The 22,309-nt window shown below is 73.2% G+C and carries 23 protein-coding genes; 21 read left to right on the top strand and 2 right to left on the bottom strand.

Annotation, left to right across the window (positions count from 1 at the left end; genetic code table 11):
- Nucleotides 1-30 precede the first annotated feature (30 nt).
- The 3 genes from M1O15_RS26595 (at nt 31) to M1O15_RS26610 (ending at nt 3,397) form a co-directional block, all read left to right on the top strand.
- Nucleotides 31-1,392, top strand: coding sequence for a replication-associated recombination protein A (locus M1O15_RS26595; protein WP_248636725.1), 1,362 nt, complete (start codon nt 31-33; stop codon nt 1,390-1,392).
- Between the two features lie 27 nt (nt 1,393-1,419).
- A complete protein-coding gene (locus tag M1O15_RS31515) occupies nt 1,420-2,685 on the top strand; it encodes a hypothetical protein (protein ID WP_308282404.1) in 1,266 nt (421 codons plus the stop codon).
- Nucleotides 2,686-3,109: 424 nt separating this feature from the next.
- Nucleotides 3,110-3,397 carry a hypothetical protein gene (locus M1O15_RS26610; RefSeq protein WP_248636726.1) on the top strand — a complete coding sequence of 96 codons (288 nt, stop codon included), beginning with the start codon at nt 3,110-3,112 and terminating at the stop codon, nt 3,395-3,397.
- Between the two features lie 337 nt (nt 3,398-3,734).
- Here M1O15_RS26610 and M1O15_RS26615 read toward each other — a convergent pair whose 3' ends face one another.
- Nucleotides 3,735-4,433, bottom strand: a complete 699-nt coding sequence (locus tag M1O15_RS26615; RefSeq protein WP_248636727.1) for a DUF2470 domain-containing protein — start codon at nt 4,431-4,433, stop codon at nt 3,735-3,737.
- A 200-nt stretch (nt 4,434-4,633) separates the two neighbouring features.
- On the opposite strand from M1O15_RS26615, the gene rpsD reads away from it, so the two are divergent.
- The 16 genes from rpsD to nusB all read left to right on the top strand — a co-directional run bounded on the left by rpsD (nt 4,634) and on the right by nusB (nt 19,723).
- Nucleotides 4,634-5,248, top strand: coding sequence for a 30S ribosomal protein S4 (rpsD, locus tag M1O15_RS26620; RefSeq protein WP_105870769.1), 615 nt, complete (start codon nt 4,634-4,636; stop codon nt 5,246-5,248).
- A gap of 264 nt (nt 5,249-5,512) precedes the next feature.
- Entirely contained in the window at nt 5,513-5,944 is a 432-nt protein-coding gene (locus M1O15_RS26625; protein WP_248636728.1) for a DUF948 domain-containing protein, read from the top strand.
- An 8-nt stretch (nt 5,945-5,952) separates the two neighbouring features.
- Nucleotides 5,953-6,306: a DUF6167 family protein gene (locus tag M1O15_RS26630; RefSeq protein WP_248636730.1), complete on the top strand. Its 354-nt coding sequence runs from the start codon at nt 5,953-5,955 to the stop codon at nt 6,304-6,306.
- On the top strand, nt 6,306-8,975 hold the full coding sequence (gene alaS, locus M1O15_RS26635) for an alanine--tRNA ligase (protein ID WP_248636731.1): 2,670 nt from the start codon (nt 6,306-6,308) through the stop codon (nt 8,973-8,975). Before M1O15_RS26630 ends, alaS begins: the two co-directional genes overlap by 1 nt.
- The gene (ruvX, locus tag M1O15_RS26640) at nt 8,975-9,439 is read left to right on the top strand and encodes a Holliday junction resolvase RuvX (RefSeq protein WP_248636732.1); all 465 of its coding nucleotides are present in this window, start codon (nt 8,975-8,977) and stop codon (nt 9,437-9,439) included. Before alaS ends, ruvX begins: the two co-directional genes overlap by 1 nt.
- A gap of 103 nt (nt 9,440-9,542) precedes the next feature.
- A complete protein-coding gene (mltG, locus tag M1O15_RS26645; protein ID WP_248636733.1) occupies nt 9,543-11,306 on the top strand; it encodes an endolytic transglycosylase MltG in 1,764 nt (587 codons plus the stop codon).
- Complete coding sequence (locus M1O15_RS26650; RefSeq protein ID WP_248636734.1) at nt 11,303-12,127, top strand: shikimate dehydrogenase; 825 nt, start codon at nt 11,303-11,305, stop codon at nt 12,125-12,127. Before mltG ends, M1O15_RS26650 begins: the two co-directional genes overlap by 4 nt.
- Before the next feature lie 129 nt (nt 12,128-12,256).
- Nucleotides 12,257-13,441 carry a chorismate synthase gene (gene aroC / locus M1O15_RS26655; RefSeq protein ID WP_248636735.1) on the top strand — a complete coding sequence of 395 codons (1,185 nt, stop codon included), beginning with the start codon at nt 12,257-12,259 and terminating at the stop codon, nt 13,439-13,441.
- On the top strand, nt 13,438-13,956 hold the full coding sequence (locus M1O15_RS26660) for a shikimate kinase (protein ID WP_308282405.1): 519 nt from the start codon (nt 13,438-13,440) through the stop codon (nt 13,954-13,956). Before aroC ends, M1O15_RS26660 begins: the two co-directional genes overlap by 4 nt.
- Entirely contained in the window at nt 13,953-15,068 is a 1,116-nt protein-coding gene (gene aroB / locus M1O15_RS26665) for a 3-dehydroquinate synthase (protein WP_248636736.1), read from the top strand. Before M1O15_RS26660 ends, aroB begins: the two co-directional genes overlap by 4 nt.
- Nucleotides 15,065-15,505, top strand: coding sequence for a type II 3-dehydroquinate dehydratase (aroQ, locus tag M1O15_RS26670; protein WP_248636737.1), 441 nt, complete (start codon nt 15,065-15,067; stop codon nt 15,503-15,505). The genes aroB and aroQ overlap by 4 nt, the downstream gene beginning before the upstream one ends.
- Nucleotides 15,506-15,636: 131 nt before the next feature.
- The gene (locus M1O15_RS26675; protein WP_248636739.1) at nt 15,637-16,488 is read left to right on the top strand and encodes an AAA family ATPase; all 852 of its coding nucleotides are present in this window, start codon (nt 15,637-15,639) and stop codon (nt 16,486-16,488) included.
- A gap of 252 nt (nt 16,489-16,740) precedes the next feature.
- Nucleotides 16,741-17,346, top strand: a complete 606-nt coding sequence (locus tag M1O15_RS26680; protein ID WP_248636740.1) for a hypothetical protein — start codon at nt 16,741-16,743, stop codon at nt 17,344-17,346.
- Nucleotides 17,347-17,561: 215 nt separating this feature from the next.
- Nucleotides 17,562-18,668, top strand: a complete 1,107-nt coding sequence (locus M1O15_RS26685) for an aminopeptidase P family protein (RefSeq protein WP_248636741.1) — start codon at nt 17,562-17,564, stop codon at nt 18,666-18,668.
- Nucleotides 18,669-18,725: 57 nt separating this feature from the next.
- Nucleotides 18,726-19,292, top strand: coding sequence for an elongation factor P (gene efp, locus M1O15_RS26690; RefSeq protein ID WP_248636742.1), 567 nt, complete (start codon nt 18,726-18,728; stop codon nt 19,290-19,292).
- Between the two features lie 2 nt (nt 19,293-19,294).
- Nucleotides 19,295-19,723, top strand: a complete 429-nt coding sequence (gene nusB / locus M1O15_RS26695; protein WP_248636743.1) for a transcription antitermination factor NusB — start codon at nt 19,295-19,297, stop codon at nt 19,721-19,723.
- Nucleotides 19,724-19,927: 204 nt separating this feature from the next.
- Here nusB and bldD read toward each other — a convergent pair whose 3' ends face one another.
- Nucleotides 19,928-20,431, bottom strand: coding sequence for a transcriptional regulator BldD (bldD, locus tag M1O15_RS26700; protein WP_248636744.1), 504 nt, complete (start codon nt 20,429-20,431; stop codon nt 19,928-19,930).
- Between the two features lie 223 nt (nt 20,432-20,654).
- Between bldD and pyrR the strand changes: the two genes are divergently transcribed.
- On the top strand, nt 20,655-21,233 hold the full coding sequence (gene pyrR, locus M1O15_RS26705) for a bifunctional pyr operon transcriptional regulator/uracil phosphoribosyltransferase PyrR (RefSeq protein ID WP_248636745.1): 579 nt from the start codon (nt 20,655-20,657) through the stop codon (nt 21,231-21,233).
- 115 nt (nt 21,234-21,348) lie between these two features.
- Nucleotides 21,349-22,302, top strand: coding sequence for an aspartate carbamoyltransferase catalytic subunit (locus tag M1O15_RS26710; RefSeq protein WP_248636746.1), 954 nt, complete (start codon nt 21,349-21,351; stop codon nt 22,300-22,302).
- Nucleotides 22,303-22,309 lie beyond the last annotated feature (7 nt).

Consider the following 22,309-nt stretch of genomic DNA (forward strand, 5'->3'; position numbering starts at 1 on the left):
CTGTCAGTGGGCTGGCATAGGCTTTCTCGCGTGGAGCCCGATCTTTTCACCGCCGCCGCCGAGGAACGCCAGGAGAAGGACCCGACCAGCAGCCCCCTGGCGGTCCGGATGCGCCCGCGCACCCTGGACGAGGTGGTCGGCCAGCAGCACCTGCTCAAGCCCGGCTCCCCGCTGCGCCGCCTGGTCGGCGACGGAGCGGGCGGACCGGCCGGGGCGTCCTCGGTGATCCTCTGGGGCCCACCGGGCACCGGTAAGACCACCCTCGCGTATGTCGTCTCCAAGGCGACCAACAAGCGCTTCGTGGAGCTGTCGGCGATCACCGCGGGGGTCAAGGAGGTCCGCGCGGTCATCGACGGCGCCCGCCGCGCCTCCGGCGGCTTCGGCACCGAGACGGTGCTCTTCCTGGACGAGATCCACCGCTTCAGCAAGGCCCAGCAGGACTCGCTGCTGCCCGCCGTGGAGAACCGCTGGGTCACCCTGATCGCCGCCACCACGGAGAACCCGTACTTCTCGGTCATCTCCCCGCTGCTCTCCCGCTCGCTGCTGCTCACCCTGGAATCCCTCACCGACGAGGACATCCGCGGCCTGCTGCGCCGCGCCCTCACCGAGGAGCGGGGCCTCGGCGGCGCGGTCACCCTCCCCGAGGACGCCGAGGCGCACCTGCTGCGGATCGCCGGGGGCGACGCCCGCCGGGCGCTGACCGCCCTGGAGGCCGCCGCCGGGGCCGCGCTCGCCAAGGCGGAGCAGGAGATCACCCTGGCCACCGTCGAGGAGACGGTGGATCGCGCCGCGGTGAAATACGACCGGGACGGCGACCAGCACTACGACGTGGCCAGTGCCCTGATCAAGTCGATCCGCGGCTCCGACGTGGACGCGGCCCTGCACTACCTGGCCCGGATGATCGAGGCCGGGGAGGACCCGCGGTTCATCGCCCGTCGGCTGATGATCTCCGCCAGCGAGGACATCGGGCTCGCCGACCCCACCGCGCTGCCGCTCGCGGTCGCCGCCGCGCAGGCCGTGGCCATGATCGGCTTCCCCGAGGCCGCCCTCACTCTCAGCCACGCCACCATCGCCCTGGCGCTGGCCCCCAAGTCCAACGCCGCCACCACCGCCATATCCGCGGCCCGCGCCGATCTGCGCGCCGGGCTGGCCGGCCCCGTCCCGCCGCATCTGCGCGACGGCCACTACAAGGGCGCCGCCAAGCTGGGCCACGCCCAGGACTACGTCTACCCGCACGACGTCCCCGGCGGCATCGCCGCCCAGCAGTACGCCCCGGACGCGGTGCACGGCAAGCGCTACTACGAACCGACCCGCTACGGCGCGGAGGCGCGGTACGCGGACGTGGTGGAGAAGGTCCGCGCCCGACTGCGCGGCGAGGAGTCCGGCGGCTAGACCGCCGAGGAACGGGGGGACGGGCTGGTGCGCGTACCGGTCGGCGGCGAGGTGTGGGTCCACTACGGCCAGCTCTTCGTGGAGAGCGGCGAGGAGGACCACGCGGGGCTCCACGAGGCCTTCGCCGGGCAGGTGTCCGGGCTCTGCGGCGCCGCCGTACCCGGGGCGCTGTTGCTGACGACCGGGCTGCACACCGGTCGGGTGGGCTTCCGGGTGGAGGTGCACGACCGTGCCCCAGAGCTCGACCCGGCCTGGGAGGACGTGGTGGAGGTCTCCTTACTTCCGAAGCCCGGGCGCTGCTCCCTGGTCGTGTGGGGTGAGCACGACTCCCATACGCTCGGCCTGCCCGCGACCGACCACCGGTTGCGCTACTGCGCCTACGGCATGGACCGGGGCAAGGAGCTGGACACCCGTGGGGGCGGGATGCCCCAGGTGGACCGCTACCTCCTCCTGTTCTGGCCCGCCCCGCCGGAGCCAGACCGCGTGATCCGGCAGACCTCGGAGATCGCCGCCCACTGGCACGGCTTCGCCCGAGAGCAGCCACCGCCGCCCACCGCCGAGGAACGGGCCGAGGCCGAACGGGCCCGCTTCGCCGAGGAGGAACGGGAGCAGTGGGGAGGGCGACGGCCGAGCCCTGCCCTACGCGCGGTGGAGGGAAGCGCTCGGTCGCTGATCGACTTCGACGCCGCTCTGGTGCATGCCCTGGACGACGCCGGGCCGGACATCCAGCGCGCGGTGGCCCTGCTGGCCGCCCGCCGCGCCTGTGAGGTCGCCGGGATCGACGGGCTGGACTGGGTCGCCCCTGCGCTCACCGCGCTCGCCGAGGGGCGTCCGCTCCCGCCGCCCTTCGGCGACTGGGAGGCCATGGGGGAGGCCCTGGACCGGGACGACCCCCGGGTGCCGGACCGCACGGTCGTTGCGGCCGCACCGCCGCCCGAAGCGGGGGCTCACCGGGAAGAGCGCCCGGACGCGCCCGCCCTGGCGGGCCTGCGCCGTCTCGGTCCTGCCCGCCCACTCGCCGTCCACGCCGAGGAGGAAGCCCGGGCGAGGGCATACGTCCAGCTTCGGGAGGCCATCGGGCTGATGGCGGGCGGTGTGCACGGGACCTCGGACCACCGGTTCTCGGCATCGCACACGGCCCTCCTCGCCGTGGAGCGGGCTGACGCCGCCGACCCGCTCCGGGCCGCCCTGAAGGCGCTGTCCGCAGCGGTGGCCGTGTGCGGGCAGGGATACCCGGCCCTGCTGGCCGAGGTCCGGGAACTGTGCGGCGGCCTCAGCCCAGAGGGGCCCTGAGGGCCGCCGCCACGGCAGCGGGGGAGGGGGATTGGGCTGCCCAGGCCGCGTAGCCGTCCGGCCGGATCAGCAGCGCCGTCCGCCGGTCGCCGGAGCACCGCGCCACCGCGAGCCGCCCGTGCCGCTCCGCGTACCGGGGCGGTACGGCGGTCCCGCCCGGGGCGGCCGACGAGCAGCGCGCCCCGGCTCGTAGCGCCCGGGTCCGGGGCCGGTGGGCCATGGCGGCCCGGACCCGGGCGCCGCTGCTGCGGCTGGGGCTCCGCCAGGAGGACTGGGGCCGCTGACCAGACGAGCACCATGACCAGGATCCGTTCGTCGTCCGAAGGGGTGAGTCCGGCCGGAGCCGGATCGCGGGCCGCCCGGGGCGCCGTACGGTGAGCGGCCGAAGGCCAGAGGTCCGCAGACAGGTATGGAGGGCAGAGCGGTGGACGAGACAGCGGAGCGGTGGATGACGACCGTCCACGACGAGGAGGTGGAGCTGCCGTCCACGATCGCGGACGTCCGCGCTGCCCTCCCCGAGGACCGGCGGGCCGCGTTCGACACCGAGATCGGTACCACCCCGGGTCCCGACCTGCCGCTTCGCCTGGCGATGTGGGCCCTGCGCACCGTCCCGGGCGCGATCGAGGAGATGGACGAACAGGTCGATCGGCTCCGCGCCGGCGACTACTCCGGCGTCACCGTCCTCGACGACCACGACGGTGAGGCCACCTGATGGCCTACAGAATCGCCTACGCCTCGCAGGCGGATGCCGCCCGCCGACGGCTCCCCGCCCAGCGCCGCACCGCGCTGGACAAGGCCATGAAGTCCACGATCGGCGCCAGTCCCTACGGGCACGGGTCGGTGGAGGCCAAGCCCGGCGAACGGGACTACCGTGAGGTGACCGTCGCCGGAGCCGACGCGATCGTCGTCTCCTACGTCAGCGCACCCGATGTCCCCACCGTCACCGCGGTCAGACTCATCACCGTCCAGCGCCAGTGCCAGCGCGGCTCCAGCAGGATGACCGGGACACCGGCCTCCGCGCGGCGAGAGGGACCGCGGGCGGGCCGGGCTCAGCCCTGGGCGGCCTCGAAGAGGGTGTGCATCGCGCGGCGCAGTCCGTGCACATCGCCGACCGGCTCGGGGAAGTCGAAGCGGGCGTCGAAGAGCCGGCCGGCCTGGTCCCGGCAGCGCACCCGCAGCCCGAACCGGTCCAGGGCCAGCGGCACCACCCGGTGGATTGCCGGGGGGCCGTCGGCGGACCGCTGGCCGAGCAGGGTGCTCAGCCCCTGGACCTGGTCGCCGTGGGCGGCCGCCAGGTGCTGGAGCAGCTCGGTCTCGTACGGGGCGAGCGGGTCCGGCACACTGGAGGCGAAGTCGTCCGGGTCCACTGAGCCCTCGCCCCACAGGTCGTCCACATGCACCTCGCCGACCTCCAGGCGCAGCATCATCTGACCGGGGGTGGCGATCCCCGGGGCGCAGGTCAGCCAGCCGGAGAGCCAGGCGCGGCCGCGGATGCGGTTGGGCACCGCCACCGGGGCGACGTCGGTGAGCTCCAGCACCGCCGGCAGCTCGTCGTCCTGGGCATGGGTGGCCGCGCGCACCGGCGGGGCGTCGGCGGGGAAGAGCAGGAAGACCTCGCCGTCCGTGCCCACGGTCCGGGCGTCCGGCATCAGCTGCTCGGGACGGGCGCCGTCCACCCCCGGGAGGATGAGCACTCCGGAGCATGTACTCTGTACGAGAGTTCGTGTGCGTTCGGCTGCTGACGGCATCCGGGCGATCTCAAGCCCGCTGGGACGCGGCTGACCATGAGCTGATCGGACCTCCGTCATGTCGATGCCCTGCTGCGCCTGCGCAGGAGCATCGCCTTTCGTGTTGCCGTCTGTGATGCGCGTGGTGTTCCCAGGGCTGGACATGCGATCTCCTTGATTAAGGTAAGCCTAACCTAACCTATATCGGAGGTCTGGAGAACGTGCCTAACCAGTCGCGTCCCAAGGTCAAGAAGTCCCGTGCGCTCGGCATCGCCCTGACGCCGAAGGCCGTCAAGTACTTCGAGGCCCGCCCGTACCCGCCGGGTGAGCACGGCCGCGGTCGCAAGCAGAACTCGGACTACAAGGTCCGTCTGCTGGAGAAGCAGCGCCTCCGCGCCCAGTACGACATCAGCGAGCGCCAGATGGCGCGTGCCTACGACCGCGCCAAGAAGGCCGAGGGCAAGACCGGCGAGGCCCTGGTGGTCGAGCTGGAGCGCCGCCTCGACGCCCTGGTCCTGCGGTCGGGCATCGCCCGCACCATCTACCAGGCCCGCCAGATGGTCGTCCACGGCCACATCGAGGTCAACGGCGGCAAGGTCGACAAGCCGTCCTTCCGCGTCCGCCCCGACGACGTCGTGATGGTCCGCGAGCGCAGCCGTGCCAAGAGCCTGTTCCAGGTCGCGCGTGAGGGTGGCTTCGCCCCCGACGGCGAGACCCCGCGCTACCTCCAGGTCAACCTGAAGGCCCTCGCCTTCCGCCTGGACCGCGACCCGAACCGCAAGGAGATCCCGGTCATCTGCGACGAGCAGCTGGTCGTCGAGTACTACGCCCGCTGACCCGGCGCGGTACTCCCACCCACGCGGTGCCGCAAGCCCGCCGCTCCCTCCCGGAGCGGCGGGCTTGCGCCGTCCCGACCGCCCCTTCCCCGGGGCCGCCGTCCGCGCGGAAAAGCCGGTGCGGACCGGCCACGCGGGCGCGATAGGCTCGATGGACGGTCTCCCGCGCCCCGAGCCGGCCGCGGGAGCAGACCCGCCCCCGCGGGCCCGGGCCCCGGGCGGACCCACGAAACAGCACGTCCGAACAGCAAGGAGCGGTGCGCAGTGACCGGTGGAGAGGTGGCCGGCATCCTGGTGGCCGTCTTCTGGGCGATCCTGGTCTCCTTCCTGGCCGTGGTACTGGTCAGACTGGCCCAGACGCTCAGGGCGACCACCAGGCTGGTGGCCGAGGTGACCGAGCGGGCGGTGCCCCTGCTCAGCGACGCCTCCCAGACCGTACGCAGCGCGCAGACCCAGCTGGAGCGGGTCGACGCCATCGCCTCGGACGTCCAGGAGGTCACCTCCAACGCCTCCGCGCTCTCCACGACGGTCGCCTCCACCTTCGGCGGCCCGCTCGTCAAGGTCGCGGCCTTCGGCTACGGCGTCCGCCAGGCCGTCAGCCGCAACAGGAACGACAAGCCGGCCGAGCAGCCCCGGCGCACGGTCATCACCGGCCGTACGCTGCCGGGCGCCCGGGGCCGCAAGCGGAAGGGCTGACCCACACGATGTTCCGCCGTACCTTCTGGTTCTCCGCCGGTGCCGCCGCCGGTGTGTGGGCCACCACCAAGGTCAACCGCAAGCTCAGGCAGCTCACCCCCGAGAGCCTGGCCGCCCAGGCCGCCGACAAGGCGGTCGAGGCCAGCCACCGGCTCCGGGAGTTCGCCCTCGACGTCCGCGCCGGAATGCTCCAGCGCGAGGCGGAGCTGGGTGAGGCACTGGGCTTGGAGGCCGCCCCGGAGGACCCGGCGCTGCCGGCGCCCCGGCGCACCCGGGCCGTCGAGCCCCCCGCCCCGGCGCGGCCCGCCCGCCCGCGCACCACCCGCACCCCCCGTACGTACAACCGGAATGAGGACCACTGATGGAGTCGGCCGAGATCCGCCGCCGCTGGCTGAGCTTCTTCGAGGAGCGCGGGCACACCGTCGTCCCTTCGGCGTCGCTCATCGCGGACGACCCGACTCTGCTGCTGGTCAACGCCGGCATGGTGCCCTTCAAGCCCTACTTCCTCGGTGAGGCCAAGCCGCCCGCCCCGCGCGCCACCAGCGTGCAGAAGTGCGTCCGCACCCCGGACATCGAAGAGGTCGGCAAGACCACCCGGCACGGCACCTTCTTCCAGATGTGCGGCAACTTCTCCTTCGGCGACTACTTCAAGGAGGGCGCCATCACGCTCTCCTGGGAGCTGCTGACCTCGCCCGTGGAGCAGGGCGGCTACGGGCTGGACCCCGAGCGGCTGTGGATCACCGTCTACCTGGACGACGACGAGGCCGAGCAGATCTGGCGCGAGAAGGTCGGCGTCCCCGCCGAGCGCATCCAGCGCCTGGGCAAGAAGGACAACTTCTGGTCCATGGGCGTCCCCGGCCCCTGCGGCCCCTGCTCCGAGATCAACTACGACCGCGGGCCCGAGTTCGGCCCCGAGGGCGGCCCGGCCGTCAACGACGAGCGGTACGTGGAGATCTGGAACCTGGTCTTCATGCAGTACGAGCGGGGCGCCGGCGACGGCAAGGAGGACTTCCCGATCCTCGGCGACCTGCCGTCCAAGAACATCGACACCGGACTCGGCCTCGAACGCCTCGCCATGATCCTCCAGGGCGTGCGGAACATGTACGAGACCGACACCCTGCGCGTCGTCATGGACAAGGCCACCGAGCTGACCGGCGTCCGCTACGGCGAGAAGCACGAGTCCGACGTCTCCATGCGCGTGGTCGCCGACCACATGCGCACCTCGGTGATGCTCATCGGCGACGGCGTCACCCCCGGCAACGAGGGCCGCGGCTACGTGCTGCGCCGCATCATGCGCCGCGCCGTCCGCAACATGCGGCTGATGGGCGCCTCCGGGCCGGTCGTCAAGGACCTCATCGACGTGGTCATCGACACCATGGGCCGGCAGTACCCGGAGCTGATCACCGAGCGCGGCCGGATCGAGGCCGTCGCCCTCGCCGAGGAGGCCGCCTTCCTCAAGGCCCTGCGCGGCGGCACCAACATCCTGGACACCGCCGTCACCGACACCAAGGCCGCCGGCGGCACCGTGCTCTCCGGCGACCAGGCCTTCCTGCTCCACGACACCTGGGGCTTCCCCATCGACCTCACCCTGGAGATGGCCGCCGAACAGGGCCTCACCGTGGACGAGGACGGCTTCCGCCGCCTGATGAAGGAGCAGCGGGAGCGCGCCAAGGCCGACGCCAAGGCCAAGAAGACCGGCCACGCCGACGTCTCCGCCTACCGCGAGATCGCCGACACCGCCGGCGCCACCGAGTTCACCGGCTACGCCGTCCTGGAGGGCGAGACCACCGTCGTCGGCCTGCTGGTCAACGGCCTGCCCGCGCCGGCCGCCACCGAGGGCGACGAGGTCGAGGTCGTCCTGGACCGCACCCCGTTCTACGCCGAGGGCGGCGGCCAGCTCGCCGACACCGGCCGCATCCGGCTGGACTCCGGCGCCGTCATCGAGATCCGCGACGTCCAGCAGCCGGTCCCCGGTGTCTCCGTGCACAAGGGAGCCGTGCAGGTCGGCGAGGTCACCGTGGGCGCCTCCGGCTACGCCGCCATCGACCGGCGCCGCCGCCAGGCCATCGCCCGCGCCCACAGCGCCACCCACCTCACCCACCAGGCGCTGCGCGACGCCCTCGGCCCCACCGCCGCCCAGGCCGGCTCGGAGAACTCCCCGGGCCGCTTCCGCTTCGACTTCGGCTCGCCCGCCGCCGTCCCCGGCACGGTGCTCACCGACGTCGAGCAGAAGATCAACGAGGTGCTCTCCCGCGAGCTGGACGTCCAGGCCGAGGTGATGAGCCTGGAGCAGGCCAAGAAGCAGGGCGCCATCGCCGAGTTCGGCGAGAAGTACGGCGAGCGGGTCCGGGTCGTCACCATCGGCGACTTCTCCAAGGAGCTGTGCGGCGGCACCCACGTCGGCAACACCAGCCAGCTCGGCCTGGTGAAGCTGCTCGGCGAGTCCTCCATCGGCTCCGGGGTGCGCCGGATCGAGGCCCTGGTCGGCGTGGACGCCTATAACTTCCTCGCCAAGGAGCACACGGTCGTCGCCCAGCTCCAGGAGCTGGTCAAGGGTCGCTCCGAGGAGCTGCCGGAGAAGATCGCCGGCATGCTCGGCAAGCTCCGGGAGGCCGAGAAGGAGATCGAGCGGTTCCGCGCCGAGAAGGTCCTCCAGGCCGCCGCCGGCCTGGCCCAGGGCGCCCAGGACGTCCGGGGCACCGCCCTGGTCACCGGGCAGGTCCCGGACGGCACCTCCGCCGACGACCTGCGCAAGCTGGTGCTGGACGTGCGCGGCCGCATCCCGGGCGACCGCCCGGCGGTGGTCGCCCTGTTCACCACCGCGGGCGGCCGCCCGCTGACCGTGATCGCCACCAACGAGGCCGCCCGTGAGCGCGGCCTGAAGGCCGGCGACCTGGTCCGCACCGCCGCCAAGACCCTCGGCGGCGGGGGCGGCGGCAAGCCGGACGTGGCCCAGGGCGGCGGGCAGAACCCGGACGCCATCGGCGACGCCATCGCCGCCGTCGAGCGGCTCGTCGGCGAGACGGCCTGATGCGACGCGGCCGCCGCCTCGCGATCGACGTCGGGGACGCCCGGATCGGGGTCGCCTCCTGCGACCCCGACGGGGTCCTCGCCACCCCGGTGGAGACCGTGCCGGGACGCGATGTCCCGGCCGCCCACCGGCGGCTGCGGCTGATCGTGGCGGAGTACGAACCGCTGGAGATCGTCGTCGGGCTCCCGCGCTCGCTCAGCGGGCGCGAGGGTCCGGCCGCGGCCAAGGTCCGCGCCTTCGCCCGCACCCTGGCCCAGGGCGTCGCCCCGGTCCCGGTCCGGCTGGTGGACGAGCGGATGACCACCGTCACGGCCGGCCAGCGGCTGCGGTCCTCCGGCGTGAACTCCAAGAAGGGTCGCTCCGTCATCGACCAGGCGGCCGCTGTGATCATCCTTCAGAACGCTCTTGAGTCCGAACGGGTATCGGGTAATCCGCCCGGAGAGAGCGTCGAAGTGGTCATCTGATCGCGGTACGGTAACGTTCCGCGCGACGCGGCGGCGTTCGAACATCCGCTGTGCACGACGTAGAGGCGGATCGTCCGGACGCCTCGCGGCTGTTTGGGGATCGATGACTGATTATGGCCGGAGCCACGGCTCCGAACCGTGGCACCCCGAGGACCCGGCCCACCGGGACCAGGGGTGGGAAGGTCAGCAGGCGGCCTACCACCAGCACGCGCAGGGCCAGTACGGCGACGGCTCCCAGGACCCTTACGGGCAGCAGCCGCAGGGCTACGGCGACCAGCAGCAGTACGGCGAGCAGCAGGGCTACGCCGGGCAGCACTACGGTGACCAGGGCGGATACCCCCAGCAGCAGGGCTACGGCGAGCAGCAGGGCTACCCCCAGCAGCAGTACCCGTCGCAGGGGTACGGCGACCCGCACGCGGCCCAGCAGGGCTACGGGGGCTGGGACACCGGGCGGCAGACGGCGATGCCCTACGCGGCGCCCGCCCCGGCCGTCGCCGACCTCTACGCGGCCGCCCCCGACCCGTACGCCACCGGCGGGACCCCGGACCTCTACGGCACCCCCGAGGCGTACCCGCCGCCGCAGCCCCCCGGCCACCGCCAGGCCCCGGCGCCCGAGGCCGCGCCCCGGGACGAGGACCCGCACCCCTTCTTCTCCGACGGCGACGACGACCGGGACGACGGCCGGGGCGACCGCTACGGCGGTGGCGGCGGCGCCGATGACGGTGACGACGACGAGCCGGCCGGTGCGCCCGGCGGCGGGCGGCGCCAGCCGAAGAAGAAAAAGAAGAGCCGCAACGGGCTGGCCTGCTCCTTCGTCGCCCTGGTGCTGCTCGGCGGCGCCGGCGGCGTCACCTACTTCGGCTACCAGTTCTGGCAGGGCCGCGGCCAGATCGAGGACTTCGCGGGCGACGGGGCCGGCGAGGTCCAGGTGGAGATCCCCAAGGGCGCCACCGGCGCCCAGATCGGCCAGATCCTCAAACGCGAGGGCGTGGTCAAGAGCGTCGACGCCTTCATCCGCGCCCAGGGCGACAACCCGCGCGGCACCTCCATCCAGGAGGGCAGCTACCTCCTGAAGAAGGAGATGTCCGGCAAGGCCGCGGTCACCCTGATGCTCAGCGACGCCAGCCGGAACAACATGATCTTCCGCGAGGGCATGCGGAACGTCGACATCTACAAGGCCATCGACACCCGGCTCGACCTGAAGGCCGGCACCACCGCCAAGGTCGCCAAGGAGCAGGGCGCCGACCTCGGCCTGCCCGAGTGGGCCAGGCAGCGCCAGGGCGTCAAGGACCCGCTGGAGGGCTTCCTCTTCCCGTCGTCCTACCCGGTGGCCAAGGGCAGCAAGCCGGAGGCCGTCCTGCGCAAGATGGTCACCCGCGCCAACACCGAGTACGCCAAGGCCGACGTCGAGGGCCAGGCGTCCAAGCTGGGGCTCAAATCGCCCTTCGACCTGGTCACGGTCGCCAGCCTGGTCCAGGTCGAGGGCAAGTACAAGCACGACTTCGACAAGGTGGCGCGGGTCGTCTACAACCGGCTCAAGCCGGAGAACATGGAGACCGTCGGCCGGCTGGAGTTCGACTCCACGGTCAACTACCTCAAGGCCTCCAGCACCCTGGACATCGGCGCCGTCGACGACCTCCGCAAGATCGACGACCCGTACAACACCTACAACGTCAAGGGGCTGCCGCCCGGCCCGATCAGCAACCCCGGCGGCGAGGCGCTGCACTCGGCGCTCAAGCCCACCCCCGGCCCCTGGTACTACTTCGTCTCCATCAACTCGGAGAAGACCCTGTTCGCCGTCACCAACGCCGAGCACGAGAGGAACCGGGCCGAGTACGAGAAGGAACGGAAGAAGGACGACGAATGACGGCCCGCCGCGCCGCCGTCCTCGGCTCGCCGATCGCCCACTCGCTCTCCCCGGTGCTGCACCGCGCCGCCTACGCCGACCTGGGCCTGCACCACTGGAGCTACGAGGCCCACGAGGTGGACGAGGCCGCGCTGCCCGGGTTCATCGAGCGGCTGGACGGCAGCTGGGGCGGGCTGTCGCTGACCATGCCGCTCAAGCGGGCCGTCATACCCCTGCTGGACGAGATCAGCGAGACCGCCGCCTCCGTGGAGGCCGTCAACACCGTGGTGCTCCGCTCCGACGGGCGCCGCACCGGCGACAACACCGACATCCCCGGACTGATCGCCGCACTGCGCGAACGCGGGGTGGAGGGCGTGCCGTCCGCCGCGGTGCTGGGCGCCGGGGCCACCGCCTCCTCCGCGCTCGCCGCGCTGGCCAAGATATGCGCCGGGCCGGTCACCGCCTACGTCCGCAGCCGGGCCCGCGCCGAGGAGATGCTCGGCTGGGGGGAGCGGCTGGGGGTGCGGGTGCGCACCGCCCCCTGGGAGGACGCCGAGCGGGCCCTCGCCGAGCCGCTGGTCGTCGCCACCACCCCGGCCGGGGCCACCGACGCCCTCGCAGCCGCCGTACCTGACACAGTCGGCACCCTCTTCGACGTGCTCTACCACCCCTGGCCCACCGCCCTGGCCGCCGCCTGGTCGGCCCGCGGCGAAGCCGTACTCGGCGGGCTGGACCTCCTCGTCCACCAGGCAGTGCTGCAGGTGGAGCAGATGACCGGCAAGGCCCCCGCCCCGCTCGCGGTGATGCGCGCGGCCGGCGAGAGGGCGCTGGGCTCGCGCTGAATTCCCCGTCCCGCCTGCTGGACCGGCATTCGGACACCGCCGCGCGCCGTGGGAGGATCAGGGGAGGCGGGCCAGGGCCGCGCACCCGGTCGCGCCGTCGCAGTCGAGGCGCGAACACGAGGAGCACCGTTGAGCAGGTTGCGCTGGCTGACCGCGGGGGAGTCCCACGGCCCCGCACTGGTGGCGACGCTGGAGGGCCTTCCGGCCGGCGTGCCGATCACCACGGAGATGGTGGCGGACCACCTGGCCCGCCGGCGCCTGGGCTATGGGCGCGGTGCCCGGATGAAGTTCGAGCGCGACGAGGTCACCTTCCTCGGCGGCGTACGGCACGGCCTCACCATGGGCTCCCCGGTCGCCGTGATGGTCGGCAACACCGAGTGGCCCAAGTGGGAGAAGGTCATGGCGGCCGACCCGGTCGACCCGGCCGAGCTCGCCGAGTCCGCCCGCAACGCCCCGCTGACCCGCCCCCGCCCCGGCCACGCCGACCTCGCCGGGATGCAGAAGTACGGCTTCGACGAGGCCCGCCCGGTGCTGGAGCGCGCCTCCGCCCGGGAGACCGCGGCCCGGGTCGCGCTCGGCGCGGTCGCCCGCTCCTACCTCAAGGAGACCGCGGGCATCGAGATCGTCTCCCATGTGGTGGAGCTGGCCGCGGCCAAGGCCCCCTACGGCGTCTACCCGGCCCCGGCCGACGTGGAGAAGCTGGACGCCGACCCGGTGCGCTGCCTGGACGCCGACGCGAGCAAGGCGATGGTGGCCGAGATCGACCAGGCCCACAAGGACGGCGACACCCTCGGCGGGGTGGTCGAGGTGCTGGCGTACGGGGTGCCGGTCGGCCTCGGCTCGCACGTCCACTGGGACCGCCGCCTGGACGCCCGGCTGGCCGCCGCGCTGATGGGCATCCAGGCCATCAAGGGCGTGGAGGTCGGCGACGGCTTCGAGCTGGCCCGCGTCCCCGGCTCCCAGGCCCATGACGAGATCATCGCCACCGACGAGGGCGTGCGCCGCTCCTCCGGCCGCTCCGGCGGCACCGAGGGCGGGCTGACCACCGGTGAGCTGCTGCGGGTGCGGGCCGCGATGAAGCCCATCGCCACCGTGCCGCGCGCCCTGAAGACCATCGACGTCGCCACCGGTGAGGAGGCCGCCGCCCACCACCAGCGCTCCGACGTCTGCGCGGTGCCGGCCGCCGGAATCGTCGCCGAGGCGATGGTCGCCCTGGTCCTCGCCGACGCGGTCGCCGAGAAGTTCGGCGGCGACAGCGTGGCCGAGACCCGGCGCAACGTCACCTCCTACCTCGACCACCTGCGCATCCGGTGAGCAGCGGCCCGCTGATCGTGCTGGTCGGGCCGATGGGCTCCGGCAAGTCCACGGTGGGCGCGCTGCTGGCCGAACGGCTCGGCGCGCCCTACCGGGACACCGACGCCGACATCGTCGCCGCCCAGGGCCGGGAGATCTCCGACATCTTCCTGGACGAGGGGGAGGAGCACTTCCGCGCCCTGGAGCGGGCCGCGGTGGCCGCCGCCCTCGCCGAGCACCCGGGTGTGCTCGCCCTCGGCGGCGGGGCGGTGCTGGACCCCGGCACCCGCGCCCTGCTGGCCGGCCGGCCGGTCGCCTACCTCTCGATGGACGTCGAGGAGGCGGTACGGCGGGTCGGCCTCGGCGCCGCCCGCCCGCTGCTCGCCGTCAACCCCCGCCGCCAGTGGCGCGAACTGATGGACGCCCGCCGCCACCTCTACACCGAGGTGGCCCGGGTCGTGGTCGCCACCGACGAGCGGACGCCCGACGAGGTCGCGCAGGCGATCCTCGACGCACTGGAGCTGAAGGACGTATGACCGACCAGACCGAAACCGCGACCGGTTCCGCCGTCACCCGTATCCAGGTCGGCGGCACGGCCGGCACCGACGCCTACGAGGTGCTGGTCGGCCGGCAGCTCCTGGGCGAGCTGGCCGGGCTGATCGGCCCGGGCGCCAAGCGGGTCGCCGTGATCCACCCCGAGGCGCTGGCCGAGACCGGCGAGGCGCTGCGCGCAGACCTCGCCGACCAGGGCTTCGAGGCGGTCGCCGTGCAGGTGCCCAACGCCGAGGAGGCCAAGACCGCCGAGGTCGCCGCCTACTGCTGGAAGGCGCTCGGCCAGACCGGCTTCACCCGCAGCGACGTCATCGTGGGCGTGGGCGGCGGGGCCACCACCGACCTGGCCGGCTTCGTCGCGGCCAGCTGGCTGCGCGGGGTGCGCTGGATCGCCGTACCGACCACCGTGCTCGGCATGGTGGACGCGGCCGTCGGCGGCAAGACCGGCATCAACACCGCCGAGGGCAAGAACCTGGTCGGCGCCTTCCACCCGCCGGCCGGGGTGCTCTGCGACCTGGCCGCGCTGGAGTCGCTGCCGGTCAACGACTACGTGAGCGGGCTGGCCGAGATCATCAAGGCCGGGTTCATCGCCGACCCGGCCATCCTGGACCTCATCGAGGCCGACCCGGCCGCCGCCCGCACCCCGGCCGGGCCGCACACCGCCGAGCTGATCGAGCGGTCCATCCGGGTCAAGGCCGAGGTGGTCTCCAGCGACCTCAAGGAGTCCGGGCTCCGGGAGATCCTCAACTACGGCCACACCCTGGCGCACGCCATCGAGAAGAACGAGCGCTACAAGTGGCGGCACGGCGCCGCGGTCTCCGTCGGCATGGTCTTCGCCGCCGAGCTGGGCCGGCTGGCCGGGCGGCTGGACGACGCCACCGCCGACCGGCACCGCGCGGTGCTGGAGTCCGTGGGGCTGCCGCTCACCTACCGCGGCGACCAGTGGCCCAAGCTGCTGCAGACCATGAAGGTGGACAAGAAGTCCCGCGGCGACCTGCTGCGCTTCATCGTGCTGGACGGCCTGGCCCGGCCCACCGTCCTGGAGGGCCCCGACCCGGCCGTGCTGGTCGCCGCCTACGGCGAGGTCTCGGCGTGAGCCGCCGGGTGCTGGTCCTCAACGGCCCCAACCTCGGCCGGCTCGGCTCCCGGGAGCCCGACGTCTACGGCGCCACCTCCTACGCCGGACTGGTCGACGCCTGCCAGACCCTCGGCAAGGAACTGGGCTTCGACGTCGAGGTCCGGGAGACCAACGACGAGGGCGAGCTGGTGCGCTGGCTGCACGAGGCCGCCGACGGCTCGCTGCCGGTGGTCATCAACCCCGGGGCGTTCACGCACTACTCGTACGCCATGCGGGACGCGGCCGCCCAGCGCACCGCCCCGCTGATCGAGGTGCACATCTCCAACCCGTACGCCCGCGAGGAGTTCCGGCACACCTCGGTGATCGCCGCGGTGGCCAGCGGCACGGTGGCCGGCTTCGGCATCGGCTCCTACCGGCTCGCCCTGCGCGCCCTCGCCGAGGAGCTCGACGGCTGACCCGCCCCCCCCGGGCACCTTCCCCGCCCCCCGGCCGTTGCCACCGGTGAAGGGCGGGGACGGTACGGTTCGGTGACGGGCCGTCCGAACGGACGCCCGAGTGTCAGCCGTACGAGACGAAAGTGGACCGGATGCAGCACGCAGTGGGGGCCCCGCTGCCGCCGCCCCACCAGCCGGGGTACGCGGCCCACGACTGGGCCGGCCGGCCCGGCCCGCAGCCCGCGACCCCGCCCGGAGTGCCCCTCCCCCCGGCCGGCGTCCCCGCCCCGCCCCCCGGCCCGGCGCCCTCCGCCCCGCCCCCGCCGCCCGCGCAGCCCCCTGCCTCCCCGCAGTGGACGCCGCCGGCCTCCACCGAGCCCACCGGGGACTACCGACTGGCCCCCGCCGCCCCGGTCGCCCTCCCCCTCCCGCCGCCCACCGGCCCGTCCACCGGCACCGCCACCCTCGCCGTGCTGCTGATCGGCCCGGCCGGCGCGGGCAAGACCACCGTCGCCCGGCACTGGGCGGCCGGCCGGCAGGTGCCCACGGCGCACATCAGCCTGGACGACGTCCGCGAATGGGTGTGCTCCGGCTTCGCCGACCCGCAGTCCGGCTGGAACGACCAGTCCGAGGCGCAGTACCGCCTCGCCCGCCGCACCTGCGGCTTCGCCGCCCGCAACTTCCTGGCCAACGGCATCTCCTGCATCCTGGACGACGCCGTCTTCCCCGACCGCCCGGTCGTCGGCCTCGGCGGCTGGAAGCGCCACGTCGGCCCGGGACTCCTCCCCGTGGTCCTGCTGCCCGGCCTGGAGATCGTCCTGGAGCGCAACGCCGAGCGCAGCGGCAACCGCCGCCTCTCCGACGAGGAGGTCGCCGGCATCCACGGCCGGATGGTCGGCTGGTACGGCTCGGGCCTCCCGATCATCGACAACTCCACCTACGACGTGGAGACCACCGCCCGCGTCCTGGACGAGGTCCTGGCCCGCGCCATCGCCGAGTCCTGAAGGCCCCGGCGAGGGCCGGGGACGGGGGCGGGGTGCGGGTGGCCTTCACGGCTGCCCGCACCCCGGCCCGTGTCCGTCCGCGGCCTGCCCGGCCGGCCTCGGCCCGCCGTCCCGCGAGGCGCTTACCGCGAGGGTTTACCCGGGCTCAACTCCTGGACTGACGAAGTGACCTTGCCCCGGTGGGAGTCTTCCCTCGGCGCCGCGAAGGGCGGCGGCCGCGGCGGAGAGCCGCGAGAAGGCAGGGGGAAAGACATGGCAGTCACCAGGAGCCGCGTCGCCATCGCGGCGGCAGGCGGGTTGCTCATGCTCGCCACGGGCGTGGGCACGGCCGAGGCGGGATCGGCGGCGCCGGAGGCCTCGCGCTTCGCCCGGCAGGCCGAGTCCGCGCAGCTGACCCGTGCGCAGACCACCGCGCTGCAGTCGGAGGTGAACGGCTATCTGAAGGGGATGGGCGGGACCCAGGTCGCGCTCAACAAGATCGACCTCGACGGCAGGGGCGAGGTCCTCGTCGCCCTGCCCGGCGAGGCCCGCCCGCGCGACTTCGCCTCCGGCGACGGGACGCGCGTCGTCGCCGACCCGTGTCTGGACACTCCGGGCGTGTCGGGGAACTTCTGCGCCTACAAGGAGTCGGGCTTCCGCGGGACCATCATCCGGATGTGGCAGTGCGGGACGAGGTACTACGTGTCCACCTGGGGGAGGGGCGGTTCCTGGGTCAACGACCAGACCCGCGGCCTGGAGAGCCGCCGGGCCAGGATGTACAACCCCAACGGCACCCTGATCTACCGGACGCCGGTGCCCTACAGCTCGGACTCCACGGGCGACTGGCAGCCCGTCCGCTCCGTCATCCCCTGCGGCTAGGGATCGGGTGACGCCGCGGTCCGGGCCGGCGGCCTCCGCGGGCCGCCGACCCGGACCATCGCGGCGCGGGGCGCGGCCGGGCGCGGGCGCTGAGGGGCGCGTAGGGGGGAGGGGCGCCGGGGGAGGGCGCGGGGTGGGGGCGTGTTCCGGGCGGGGTGCGCCCACTCGGACCCGTCCGACCTGCCGGGGCGCCCTGGCGACCGTACGCTCGACTCATGCCTGACGTCTTTGCGGACCGCCGCGGGCGGCTGCGCGACCGGTGCGCGGCGGCCGGTTCCGCGGCGGCGCTCGTCTCCCGCCCCGCCAACGTCCGCTACCTCGCGGGCGGTGCGCCGCCCGGCGCGGTGCTGCTGCTCGGCACCGACGGCGATGCGCTGCTCTGCCCGGGGACGCCCACCGGCGACCCGGTGGAGGGGCGGCTCGACGAGGCGCTGCGGGTCACCGTGCTGCCCGCCGCGGGGGCCGACCCGGTGGTGGCCGCCGCCGCGCTGGCGCAGTCCTCGGGGGCCGAGGGGCTGGCGGTGGAGGAGCACCATCTGAGCGTGGCCCGGCACCGGGCCATGTCGGCCGAGGCGCCCCGGGTGCGGCTGACGGACCTGGCGGGCGCGGTCGAGCAGGAGCGGATCGTCAAGGACGAGGACGAGATCACCTGCCTCCGGATCGCCGCGGAGATCACCGACCAGGCGCTGGGGGAGCTGCTGGAGTCGATCCTGGTGGGCCGCACCGAGCGGCATCTGGCGCTGGAGCTGGAACGCCGGCTGGTGGACCACGGCGCGGACGGCCCCGCCTTCGCCACCTCGGTGGCCACCGGGCCGCACGCCGGGCGGCGCGGCCACCGGCCGTCCGACCGGCGGGTGGAGGAGGGGGACTTCCTCTCCGTCTGCCTGGGCGCCGACTACCGCGGCTACCGCTGCGAGATCGGCCGCACCTTCGTGATCGGCACCTCGCCCGCGGACTGGCAGATCGAGCTGTACGACCTGGTCTTCGCCGCCCAGCGGGCCGCCCGGGAGGCGCTGCTGCCCGGCACCGAGTACCGCGAGGTGGACCGGGTGGCCCGGCAGATGCTGGACTCGGCGGGGTACGGCGAGGGACTCGCGCCGCTGCTCGGGCACGGGGTGGGCCTGGAAATCCAGGAGGACCCTCAGTTGGCACCCGACGCCATGGGTAAACTGGACGCTTGCGTGCCGGTCACCGTCGAACCGGGGGTCCACCTCCCGGGCCGGGGCGGGGTCCGGATCGATGACACGCTCGTCGTGCGCCACGAGGCGGACGGCGGCCCCGAGCTACTCACCATCACGACCAAGGAGCTGCTCGCGCTGTAGCGCGAACACCGCGGCTCCCGGTCGTCCGCCAGCGTCAGTCCAGGAGATTCCGCAACCGTGGCTTCCACGAACGACCTCAAGAACGGCATGGTGCTCAAGCTCGACAACGACCAGCTCTGGTCCGTCGTCGAGTTCCAGCACGTCAAGCCCGGCAAGGGCCCCGCCTTCGTGCGCACCAAGCTCAAGAACGTGCTCTCCGGCAAGATCGTCGACAAGACCTTCAACGCCGGTGTGAAGGTCGAGACGGCCACCGTCGACCGCCGCGACATGCAGTTCTCGTACATGGACGGCGACTACTTCGTCTTCATGGACATGCAGACCTACGACCAGCTGCACGTCTCCCGCGCCGCCGTCGGCGACGCCGCCAACTTCCTGATCGAGGGCTTCACCGCCACCGTCGCCACGCACGAGGGCGAGGTGCTCTACGTCGAGCTGCCGGCCGCCGTCGAGCTGACCATCCAGGAGACCGAGCCGGGCGTCCAGGGCGACCGCTCCACCGGTGGCACCAAGCCCGCCATCCTGGAGACCGGCCACCAGATCGCGGTCCCGCTCTTCATCACCACCGGTGAGAAGATCAAGGTCGACACCCGCACCAGCGACTACCTCGGCCGGGTGAACAGCTAACCGTGGCCGCTCGGAACACGGCCCGCAAGCGCGCCTTCCAGATCCTGTTCGAGGCCGACCAGCGCGACACCTCCGCGCGGGAGGTGCTCGGGGACTGGATCCGGCACGCCCGGTCCGACGACCGGCAGCCCCCGGTCAGCGAGTACACGATGGAGCTGGTCGAGGGGTACGCCGACCACGCGGGCCGGATCGACGAGCTGATCTCGTCCTACGCGGTCGGCTGGACCCTGGACCGGATGCCGGTGGTGGACCGCAACATCCTGCGCCTCGGTACGTACGAGCTGGTCTGGGTGGACGGTACGCCGGACGCGGTGGTGATCGACGAGGCGGTGCAGCTCGCCAAGGAGTTCTCCACCGACGACTCCCCGTCCTTCGTCAACGGCCTGCTGGCCCGCTTCAAGGACCTGAAGCCCTCGCTGCGCAGGGACTGACCCCTGGACGGCGGCAGAACGGCCCGCGGCGCGCTTGCGCGCCGCGGGCCGTTCTCGTGTCCGCCGGATGGCGGCGAAGACGACGGCGCCGGGTGCGGTGAGCGGGTCGAGACCGCTCACCGCACCCGGCGGCAACGTTTCTGCTGAGGCTGCTGTGACAGCTGTGGTGCTGGTGACAGGAGGGGCGGGACCGGGAGGCCGGTCTCAGGCGTCCTGCTCGTGGGCGACGGCCCGGCGGGCGTCCGCGTCCAGCACGCCCCAGCTGATCAGCTGGTCGGTCAGCACCGACGGCGACTGGTCGTAGATGACCGCGAGGGTGCGCAGGTCGTCCTGGCGGATCGACAGCACCTTGCCGTTGTAGTCGCCGCGCTGGGACTGGATGGTCGCCGCGTACCGCTGGAGCGGGCCCGCCTTCTCCGCCGGGACGTGGGCGAGGCGCTCCAGGTCCAGCACGAGCTTCGGCGGCGGCTCGGCGGCACCGCCGGGCGTCGTCCCCGGCAGCAGCTCCTGCACCGGGACACCGTAGAAGTCGGCCAGCTCGGCCAGGCGCTGCACGGTCACGGCACGGTCGCCGCGCTCGTAGGAGCCCACCACCACGGCCTTCCAACGGCCCTGGGACTTCTCCTCCACACCGTGGAGGGAGAGGCCCTGCTGGGTGCGGATGGCGCGGAGCTTGGCCCCGAGCTGTTTTGCGTATTCGCTGGACATATAGCTCCCGGGACGCTGTGAACAACTTTGCGGCCTCGCCGCTCGGCTGGTAACTCACTGTGAGGTTACGCAGCGTTACTTGGCCCCGTCAAGCCGGAGAGGTCCTACCGGCTGCCGTCCCCACCCCGGACGGACCCCCTCCGACGTGCTGGTACGGTGGGTGGCGCACATCAGACGTCCTTTAAGATCCGTCCCGTGAGGCGGAGAAGGAGGTCCGCTTCGTATGGACGCGAACCAGCAGACCGATGCCGCACGCCCCGTCCTTGAGGGCCCGGACATCGCGCGGGTACTGACCCGCATCGCCCACGAGATCGTCGAGCGCGCCAAGGGCGCCGACGACGTGGTGCTCCTCGGCATCCCCACCCGCGGGGTGTTCCTCGCCCGCCGGCTGGCGGAGAAGCTCCAGCAGATCACCGGCAGGCCCGTGCCGGTCGGCTCGCTGGACATCACCATGTACCGCGACGACCTGCGCATGCGGCCCGCCCGCGCCATCGGCCGCACCGAGATCCCCGCCGACGGCGTCGACGGCCGGCTGGTCGTCCTCGTCGACGACGTGCTGTTCTCCGGACGCACCATCCGCGCCGCCCTCGACGCGCTCGGCGACATCGGCCGCCCCCGCGCCGTCCAGCTCGCCGTGCTGGTCGACCGAGGCCACCGCGAGCTGCCGATCCGCGCCGACTACGTGGGCAAGAACCTCCCCACCTCGCTGCGGGAGGCCGTCAAGGTCCAGCTCGCCGAGGAGGACGGCCGGGACGCCGTGCTGCTCGGGGTGCGCGAGGCCGCCCCGGCCGGCGAACGCTAGCCCCCTTCCCGTACCCCCCCGCAGGACGTACGGACGGGCCCCCGGCGCGGCGCACCGCGCCCCCGTGTGCCCGCACGCCTCCGCGCACCCTGACGCGAACCTGGAGTAACCCCCGATGCTGCGCCACCTCATCTCGGCCGCCGACCTCACCCGCGACGACGCCGTGCAGATCCTCGACACCGCCGAGGAGATGGCCCGGGTCGCCGACCGGCCGATCAAGAAGCTGCCCACGCTGCGCGGCCGGACCGTGGTCAACCTCTTCTTCGAGGACTCCACCCGGACCCGGATCTCCTTCGAGGCCGCCGAGAAGCGGCTCTCCGCCGACGTCATCAACTTCAGTGCCAAGGGCTCCTCGGTCTCCAAGGGCGAATCGCTCAAGGACACCGCGCAGACCCTGGAGGCGATGGGCGTGGACGCCGTCGTCATCCGGCACGGCGCCTCCGGCGCCCCCTACCGCCTCGCCACCTCCGGCTGGATCGACGCGGCCGTCATCAACGCCGGCGACGGCACCCACCAGCACCCCACCCAGGCCCTGCTGGACGCCTTCACCCTCCGCCGCCGCCTGGTCGGCCACGACACCGGGCTCGGCCGCGACCTGGCCGGCAAGCGGGTCGTCATCGTCGGCGACATCCTGCACAGCCGGGTCGCCCGCTCCAACGTCGACCTGCTGCACACCCTGGGCGCCGAGGTGGTCCTGGTCGCCCCGCCCACCCTGCTCCCGGTCGGCGTCACCAACTGGCCCTGCGAGGTCTCGTACGACCTCGACTCCGCCCTCGCCAAGTGCGACGCGGTGATGATGCTGCGGGTCCAGCGCGAGCGGATGAACGCGGCCTTCTTCCCCACCGAGCGCGAGTACTCGCGCCGCTACGGCCTGGACGGCGACCGGATGGCCAAGCTCCCCGAGCACGCCATCGTGATGCACCCCGGCCCCATGGTCCGCGGCATGGAGATCACCGCCCAGGTCGCCGACTCCCCGCGCTGCACCGCGATCGAGCAGGTCGCCAACGGCGTCTCCATCCGCATGGCCGTCCTCTACCTGCTGCTCGGCGGCAACGAGTCCGCCGCCTGACCCCCTT

It is taken from the genome of Streptomyces lichenis, from assembly GCF_023218175.1.
Lineage (GTDB): Bacteria > Actinomycetota > Actinomycetes > Streptomycetales > Streptomycetaceae > Streptomyces > Streptomyces lichenis.

Bases quoted from the DNA above. Each gene is read 5' to 3' on its own strand.
- M1O15_RS26615 (WP_248636727.1), bottom strand. From the start codon at position 4,433: ATGCCGTCAGCAGCCGAACGCACACGAACTCTCGTACAGAGTACATGC.
- M1O15_RS26630 (WP_248636730.1), top strand. From the start codon at position 5,953: ATGTTCCGCCGTACCTTCTGGTTCTCCGCCGGTGCCGCCGCCGGTGTG.
- alaS (WP_248636731.1), top strand. From the start codon at position 6,306: ATGGAGTCGGCCGAGATCCGCCGCCGCTGGCTGAGCTTCTTCGAGGAG.
- ruvX (WP_248636732.1), top strand. From the start codon at position 8,975: ATGCGACGCGGCCGCCGCCTCGCGATCGACGTCGGGGACGCCCGGATC.
- mltG (WP_248636733.1), top strand. From the start codon at position 9,543: ATGACTGATTATGGCCGGAGCCACGGCTCCGAACCGTGGCACCCCGAG.
- M1O15_RS26650 (WP_248636734.1), top strand. From the start codon at position 11,303: ATGACGGCCCGCCGCGCCGCCGTCCTCGGCTCGCCGATCGCCCACTCG.
- aroB (WP_248636736.1), top strand. From the start codon at position 13,953: ATGACCGACCAGACCGAAACCGCGACCGGTTCCGCCGTCACCCGTATC.
- M1O15_RS26675 (WP_248636739.1), top strand. From the start codon at position 15,637: ATGCAGCACGCAGTGGGGGCCCCGCTGCCGCCGCCCCACCAGCCGGGG.
- M1O15_RS26680 (WP_248636740.1), top strand. From the start codon at position 16,741: ATGGCAGTCACCAGGAGCCGCGTCGCCATCGCGGCGGCAGGCGGGTTG.
- M1O15_RS26685 (WP_248636741.1), top strand. From the start codon at position 17,562: ATGCCTGACGTCTTTGCGGACCGCCGCGGGCGGCTGCGCGACCGGTGC.
- bldD (WP_248636744.1), bottom strand. From the start codon at position 20,431: ATGTCCAGCGAATACGCAAAACAGCTCGGGGCCAAGCTCCGCGCCATC.
- pyrR (WP_248636745.1), top strand. From the start codon at position 20,655: ATGGACGCGAACCAGCAGACCGATGCCGCACGCCCCGTCCTTGAGGGC.
- M1O15_RS26710 (WP_248636746.1), top strand. From the start codon at position 21,349: ATGCTGCGCCACCTCATCTCGGCCGCCGACCTCACCCGCGACGACGCC.